This is a genomic window from Pseudomonas rossensis (genome assembly GCF_039888995.1).
Taxonomy (GTDB): domain Bacteria; phylum Pseudomonadota; class Gammaproteobacteria; order Pseudomonadales; family Pseudomonadaceae; genus Aquipseudomonas; species Aquipseudomonas rossensis.
The window spans coordinates 1-6,700 of record NZ_JBBWCB010000208.1 but is presented as its reverse complement, the minus strand read 5'-3'; the positions used below and the strand labels follow the sequence as shown (position 1 = coordinate 6,700).

Below are 6,700 nucleotides of genomic sequence, written 5' to 3'. Positions count from 1 at the left end.
CGGCGCTAGGGGCGCTCAGAGCTCCTCAGGGGCGGTTTTTCGGTGAATGGTGGGTTGTGGGCATCCTGATAGATCAAGCGCCGCTCCAGTCGCTGTGCGCCCTACAAGCACCATGCAAGACCCCGAGGACGTGCAAGGGCTGCTTCGCTCCTTCACGGCGCAGGCTTCGCCCTGCGCGCTTCGCTTGCCAGTCAACAATGTGGCGGGGGGGCGTAGCTGCTGCCATAATCAGCTCGCAATTGATGTGTTGCGCTGTTTACCGTCTACCGTCGAAGAAACACCTGTTGTGCAAAAAGCCCGGTTACCAGCCGGGCTTTTTTTTCCTGCCTATCAAGTGTCTACCTCCCCAGGTTGGCTTTTTGCCTCTGTCATACCTTCGGCGCGCGCCACAACGGCCAGAGCCTTAGCAATGTATTCAGCGTCGCCAGTTTCCAACGCATCGGCCATAAAAATGGCGATGCTTTCAGGATCTGTCAGTGCTGCCGCTGGATCATATTCATAGAGCTTTGTTTCATTTATGGATTTACGAATGTACCTGGTGAACTGATCATAACCAATTTGTAAGTGACCTCTGGTTATCATGTCGTCGTGAATCTGCTTATACGTTTCGCCCATGGTTAAGCGCTTTTTTATTTCAGGCAAAAGCGGGATGAACTGGCTTTTTCCGATTCTAGGATTAGCGCGCCAATCAGTCATCTTGTGTTTCCCCTGGTTTTTCCCTGCAAAACTCTCGCATGGTTCTGACTGCCAATGTACTCGTAATTTCCGCGAGTTTTATCTGAGCTGAATAACAATTAGACAGTAGGGCTAAGGCATCATCACACGTTTCAAAGTCTATATTTTTAGCCATGCCGGAAATGTGTTTTTGTACCTGTTCGAATAGATCATTTATAAGGTCTTGGCTCATACTAGTCTCACTATATTAACTATGCTTATTTGTTTTTAGTTTCATGAATGTATTCACCGTTCACCAGCGCGTCAAAATCCATGCTAAGAGCTTCCTCCCTGACTTTTCTAAAGTCAATTTTAGACATTGGGCGCTTGTCGACTGATGTCGTATTTTGTGAATCGGTGCCGTAGATCTCTTCCCGGTCAGGCACAGAATTATGGACAAAATAGTCACGGCGGCGATCACCTTTGGGTGTTGAAAGGTGTTCAAACGGATGCTGTTTTTTATCTGACCAGTTTTCAATATTGTTATTGGTTAATACAGGACTGATCGGCTGGAGCGTTGTGGCTCGTGCTGATTCTTTTCTCGGTAGAACTGTACCGTTCAGTTCGTTTTTTATTGTGGGTGATTTAACATGCGTTCTCATATATTTAGAGAACTGCTGAAAGCCTATCTGGATTTTAGACGTTTTTTTTAAGTCATCGTAAATCTGCTTATAGGTCTCTCCTAACGTCAGGCGGTTTTTAAGCTCATCTATCAGCGGGAAAAACTGACTTTTCCCGGTTCTTGGGCTGGTTCGCCAATCAGTCATGGGTTGCGCCTTATGGAGACTGAGTAAAGATATTTCAGATATACATTAGATATACTTCTTGTCAATAGAGATACCTTAGATATCCATCAGAGATACATTAGATATTTTTGTGGTTTAAGAGAGGCACGTTACCGATTGTTTACAAAATAGCTTCGCATTTTCTAAACATCGTCCGCGCCAAAGGGGAACCCCCTTTGAAACCCCGCACAGCGGGAGGCCTGTGAGCCCTGTTGTTGATGTTGGTTCGTGGGTAAAAAGGCCGGGAACCCCCGGCCTTTTTGGAATTATTCAGTTTGTTTTTTCATTCATACGATCCATAAAGGCCTGTGCCTTTTTCCGATCCGCCATTTTCTCTTGTTGTTGCTGAAGCATTTGCATGTTGGCGAGGCGCATTTGTTGATTCTGTTGCTCTAACAATTCTTGTTGGTAGCGCAGTTGTAAGTCTTGTTTTTGTTGCGGTGTATCAACCTCGTTGAGCTTTGCCCGTAACCCCTCGGCATTACTAATGCGCTCGGTACTGGCATCGTAGTTGCGTTCAAGTGCATCCGCAGCGGCCAGCATTCTGTCGAACTTCTCTTGGACGCTGGCATCATCTGATTTTAAACCGTAACGCTCACGCAGACTGGCAATGTCGCTGACGGTGCTATACACCTGGGACCAGTCGCCCAAAGGCAGAACTTTGTTTAGCGAAGGGTTATTGAGAAAGCCCCCAAGTTTGTCATTACCGGAAACCATGCCTTTGTAGTTTTCGTACTGCTGTCGGGCTTGATCGATACCATTCTTAGCGTTATTAAGGGCATCTAGTGCTTGCGCCGCTTGCGCTACTGCATTGTTCTGTAAAAGCGTAGCTGCGGCTACATCCACGGTCGGAACGCCGGTAGCGTGGCTGGTTAATGGTAATACAGCCGTCAGGATCATGGTGTTAAAGGTAAGTACGGCCAAAACTTTGTTCATGGAAGCACCTCGGTAGAGCGCCCTGGTATTCAGGTCGCGTGTGTTATTGAATTAATAAGCTGTTACTGGATTGATGGGCCTTTAGGCATGAATTTTTTCATCAAGGCTCCGCCCATCTGTTTTCCTGCGCCCAGTCCGCCATGCTTGAGCATCGCGCCTAGCCCACCGCCGTTCCCGGCAGGGCTGCCACTCATGACGCTGGCCGCATAGTTAGGAAGGGTTTGAGCCAGTACCGCAAAAGCGCCGAAAATTAGGGGGATGGATAAAATACTTACCCACCCTGCTTTAAATTGTCCATCAGCTCCAAGGACATTGGAGTTTATATAGTTAATTTCAATTGAAATAACCACACCGAATAATACATTTGACAGCATAAAACCGGCGAGGATATTTATCCAGCCCCACGCGTACTGTTTAGTGGCATCAAACAGAAAAAATGCAATGAACAACGGGCCTAATACCAGAAATAGAGTGGTAGCCAACTTTAAGACAATCAAGTTTGCAACACAGACACCAAGAAAAGCCAAGCCAGAAATGATTAGAACCCCAAGAGTAATTATTGCGGCTGCAAGATTGGATAAGTCGCTATTAAAAAGACTAAAATCAAGGCTGTTGACTATTTCAATTACGCTGTTGATGTATGCGCCAATTAAAGCATCAATCATATTCGTAGCGTGTGATTCAGACCCGCTAAGCAACTGCGTGATTCCCGCCGGAGCATTCGATACGAATGGTACGATTGTTTCCATGTACCAAGATATATTGAATGCGCAGCCACAAATAAATGCCATTTTCAGCATGCTAAAAATGACATCTCTAAAAATCATGTCCATGCCCTGGAAAAGCCAGCCTATGCTTTTAAGGGTGAAATGAGCCAGCCACATAGAGCCGAAAATCGCCCCTGCAACTTGTATTAGCTTGCTGGTTCCGTTAATCAGCGTCCCGCTCATTGCGGCGTCGATAGCATCAAAAATCGGCTGTACAACTTGAACATCCATGGCGATTCCTCGCAGCGGGGCATAGCCCCGCTGCTGTATTGGTTTAAATGGTTGTCTGAGCCAAGCTTTTAAGCAATTTGCTAGCCTTAGCAAACATCGGATTAACTAAATGTTCTATTCCACAGTTGAAAGCACGTAACTCGTCGTGAGTCATGTTCATATCCTTATTGCTAAGCGCAGCTTTCAGATGGTTGTGCATTAACAAATGAATAGCCTTTAACGATGCAAGCTCGTTATTTAATTCATCAATTAAATCTAGTTGGTCTTTATCTGAATGGCTCATGAGGACACCCCGCCTTTTGGGGCTGGCACGGTGTGCAGTGGCTTGCTAAGGATGCGAGAGCCTTTGCCGTTCCGGTGAAACTGGACCTTTACCAAACAGGGCTGGTACAGCTCCAGGTCATGGGAGCTATGTACTCGCTCCGTCACTATTATCTGAAAATCTTGAGATTCGTTTTCTGTAGAATATGGCTTAGCCATAGTGCACACCTCCAGTGGTGTCGTTGTGGTTAGGCTCTGGCCGGGGCTGCAACCCCGGTCAGTGCCGATTTTTTACCCTTGTCGCGTGAATAAGGGCCTTCGCCACCAAGGCGTCGGCTTGTCGGCTGGCACACTTTCTACCGTGTCAGGCTGTGCCGGTTCAGGTTTGTGCTCGATCAGGCGCATGGCCTGACGGAGCTCGGCCACCTCCTCCCTCAATGCCTTCAGTTCGGCCAAGATCAGAGCTGTATCCTGTGTGCCATACCCAGTGTCAGCATGTGCCGGTTTTTCGTTTTCTGGCTGTGCCATTGGCAGAAGTGCACCATAGACACGGATCAGCTCGGACGTCTCAAGCCGTCGAGCGTTTTCGCCCTCAGGCTCCCAAGATAAACGACCTGCGGCCATATCACGGTAAAGCGTGCGACGGCTCTTTCCGGTCAGCTTTTGCGCTTCCTGGATGGTGTGCCAAGCCATGTGTCACGTCTCCTCGATGGCTGTGCCAATTTACTTCTGGTCGGTTTTGGTGCTGAAGAGATCGAGAGTGTTGGGGGCGCGAGAGTCCTCAGGTTTTGGGAACTCTCGTGGAATGCCAGCGGCGTCACTCCTGGCTAATTCCGCACGCTCTGTCGCCCATGGATCTGGTGTCTCTCCAGCTCTGGGCAGTTCACGCGGGTCAGGAGGGAGCAGATCTTTCTGGTCGGGAGGGGGCAGATCAGCCCCATCGTCAATTACTGATTCACCGGCTTGTAAGATAGGGACATGCCGCAGCTCGACGTTATCCCAGTCCTCGACGGGCCTGCCTTGGTCGCTTTCACTAACCACTACCTCTGCGTAGAACGAGGCGTAACGCTTGCCACTGTGGTCCCTCCAAACGACCTTTGAATTGATGACATAGCCATTGGCTGTGCCGATCTTCACTATCTGGAGCCACCGCTCTGACTCAAGTAGGCGGATGGCATTGTGTATTGCCGTCCTGCCGTAGTTGAGGATTTGGCAGAGAGTGGATTGGCTGATGACAATCGCGTTGGTCTTGTTCATCCGTTCCGTCAGCAGCATAAAAACCTGGAACGCACTGGGGCTACGCCGAGAAAGTTCACGAATGTCGCGGATGTAGCCACGGGTCAGCATGGCAAAATCAGCGGGGTCTTTTCTGATCTGTTTCAAGTGAACATATCCGTGTGGTCTGGTGAACATGATGTTCAGTATATACGAACACGACGTGCGCACAAGACGTTCACTACAGTGGTAAATGTTCACTCAGCTAGTGAACATATATGTTCACTCTGGAGTGAACATACCAAGCAAGCTAAAACCGGGCTGTAAGCCACGGATTTCCTAGCTCTCAGCCATTCCCTTCCAAAAGTGCCCTCTTTTTCTTTTAGGAGCGGCTAGGTGGTGCCGCTTGCCGCGGCACCGCTTGCGGCCTTGCAGGCTGCGATAAACGCAGCCGCCGGCCTGAGATCTATGATCGCCTGCGCCATTGATGTTGTTTTCAAAAGAGTCAAAGACGATGTGCCTTACCACGTCGAGGTCGGGCTAAATCGCTGGGCGGGTGCTTTTTCCGACCAGGGATTTAGCCCGGCCGGACAACGAGCGTAGCGAGGCGTCAGTAGCTGATAGTTATCCACGGAGTGAGCGAAGCGAGGGAGGTGGGTAACTGTCCCAGACACCGCGGTGGTGATCTTTGCCACCGTACCGGCGCGATGCGCCGGGGCGGCCTTTGGCCGCCTGTAACAGCATTTTGAGACACAAATGCCTGGCCTACGGCCAGAGACTTTTCACCAGGTAGGCGCCTGCACGACCTCTTCACCAATGGCAGACCGTCGTTTTTAACACCGGATCAACAGGCGATTTAGTGTGCGCATGGCAACATGTACGTAATTGAGGATAGCTAGCGAACGCAAATAGATGGGAAAACCAACGAGTGGTATTGCCTGGAAGGCAGCGACAGTAGGGGGAGTGGCCTATGATCTAAGCCATCTGCACCCCTATATCTGGGAGGTCATCATTCCAGGCGTAGAGAAAACAGAGAAGCAGCCGGCACGGCCAGAAAGAACAATTAGGGTCAACGTGACCTATGGGTTGCATTGCTTTGCAAGGGACCGCCTGCCAAACGAGGCCGTCGCAGAAGACAGCTGGTACGCAGACAATAGGGAGAAACGGGTTTTTTGCCTGCTCCGCTGGGAGCTGTCAAAACAATTGCCCGCAATCATCGCTACGCTGAGCGAGCGTCGGTGCATGCACACAGGGCGGGAAGAGTTTGTAACGATCAAAGTCGTTCACCAGGGCCGAACGTTCGATTACGCGGTGTTCTTCACGATTACCAAGGCTGCGAAGGTAGAAGGCGCAGACCTGAACCTCTTTGTGAACAGTGCCCATGAGCGTTATGACCCACTGCGGTACACAAAGCCGATCAAGTTCCTGTTCATCCTGTTGAACCGGTACCAAGGGAAGGTGATCAAGCCGCCAAGCTGAAAAGAAAAAGCCCCGCGATGCATAAGCAGGCGGGGCTTTTTCTTTAATCCGGAGTCTCTTGGTTATCCCACTCTAGGGTGAGGACCTCTTTCGAGGTGGACGGGCGCTTGCACCGGTCGGCGTTACCTTTCTGATGATCATTATGTCAACTATCGACAAGCGATTACAAGCAATCACAACCAAAATGGACCAGCGGCGCTAGGGGCGCTCAGAGCTCCTCAGGGGCGGTTTTTCGGTGAATGGTGGGTTGTGGGCATCCTGATAGATCAAGCGCCGCTCCAGTCGCTGTGCGCCCTACAAGCACCATGCAAG

Annotated in this window: 7 protein-coding genes and 1 pseudogene; 1 reads left to right on the top strand and 7 read right to left on the bottom strand. The window is 49.9% G+C overall.

Annotated features, from left to right (window positions below; all coding sequences use genetic code 11):
- Positions 1–345: 345 nt before the first annotated feature.
- From WLY71_RS28850 to WLY71_RS28820, 7 genes and pseudogenes are all read right to left on the bottom strand, one after another.
- Positions 346–519, bottom strand: a pseudogene (locus tag WLY71_RS28850) (helix-turn-helix domain-containing transcriptional regulator); the annotation flags it as partial.
- Between the two features lie 413 nt (positions 520–932).
- Positions 933–1,481 (bottom strand): hypothetical protein, encoded by a 549-nt coding sequence (locus WLY71_RS28845; RefSeq protein ID WP_347806283.1) that lies wholly within the window; start codon positions 1,479–1,481, stop codon positions 933–935.
- A 288-nt stretch (positions 1,482–1,769) separates the two neighbouring features.
- Complete coding sequence (gene virB5, locus WLY71_RS28840; protein WP_347806282.1) at positions 1,770–2,435, bottom strand: P-type DNA transfer protein VirB5; 666 nt, start codon at positions 2,433–2,435, stop codon at positions 1,770–1,772.
- 62 nt (positions 2,436–2,497) lie between these two features.
- Positions 2,498–3,433, bottom strand: coding sequence for a TrbL/VirB6 family protein (locus tag WLY71_RS28835; RefSeq protein ID WP_347806281.1), 936 nt, complete (start codon positions 3,431–3,433; stop codon positions 2,498–2,500).
- A 43-nt stretch (positions 3,434–3,476) separates the two neighbouring features.
- The gene (locus WLY71_RS28830; protein ID WP_347806280.1) at positions 3,477–3,716 is read right to left on the bottom strand and encodes a hypothetical protein; all 240 of its coding nucleotides are present in this window, start codon (positions 3,714–3,716) and stop codon (positions 3,477–3,479) included.
- A 269-nt stretch (positions 3,717–3,985) separates the two neighbouring features.
- A complete protein-coding gene (locus tag WLY71_RS28825; protein WP_347806279.1) occupies positions 3,986–4,387 on the bottom strand; it encodes a hypothetical protein in 402 nt (133 codons plus the stop codon).
- A 30-nt stretch (positions 4,388–4,417) separates the two neighbouring features.
- Positions 4,418–5,077 carry a hypothetical protein gene (locus tag WLY71_RS28820; RefSeq protein ID WP_347806278.1) on the bottom strand — a complete coding sequence of 220 codons (660 nt, stop codon included), beginning with the start codon at positions 5,075–5,077 and terminating at the stop codon, positions 4,418–4,420.
- A 795-nt stretch (positions 5,078–5,872) separates the two neighbouring features.
- Between WLY71_RS28820 and WLY71_RS28815 the strand changes: the two genes are divergently transcribed.
- Positions 5,873–6,388 (top strand): hypothetical protein, encoded by a 516-nt coding sequence (locus tag WLY71_RS28815; RefSeq protein WP_347806277.1) that lies wholly within the window; start codon positions 5,873–5,875, stop codon positions 6,386–6,388.
- Positions 6,389–6,700: the final 312 nt, after the last annotated feature.

Coding starts and splice junctions, on each gene's coding strand:
- WLY71_RS28845 (WP_347806283.1), bottom strand. CDS start 1,481: ATGACTGATTGGCGAACCAGCCCAAGAACCGGGAAAAGTCAGTTTTTC.
- virB5 (WP_347806282.1), bottom strand. CDS start 2,435: ATGAACAAAGTTTTGGCCGTACTTACCTTTAACACCATGATCCTGACG.
- WLY71_RS28835 (WP_347806281.1), bottom strand. CDS start 3,433: ATGGATGTTCAAGTTGTACAGCCGATTTTTGATGCTATCGACGCCGCA.
- WLY71_RS28830 (WP_347806280.1), bottom strand. CDS start 3,716: ATGAGCCATTCAGATAAAGACCAACTAGATTTAATTGATGAATTAAAT.
- WLY71_RS28825 (WP_347806279.1), bottom strand. CDS start 4,387: ATGGCTTGGCACACCATCCAGGAAGCGCAAAAGCTGACCGGAAAGAGC.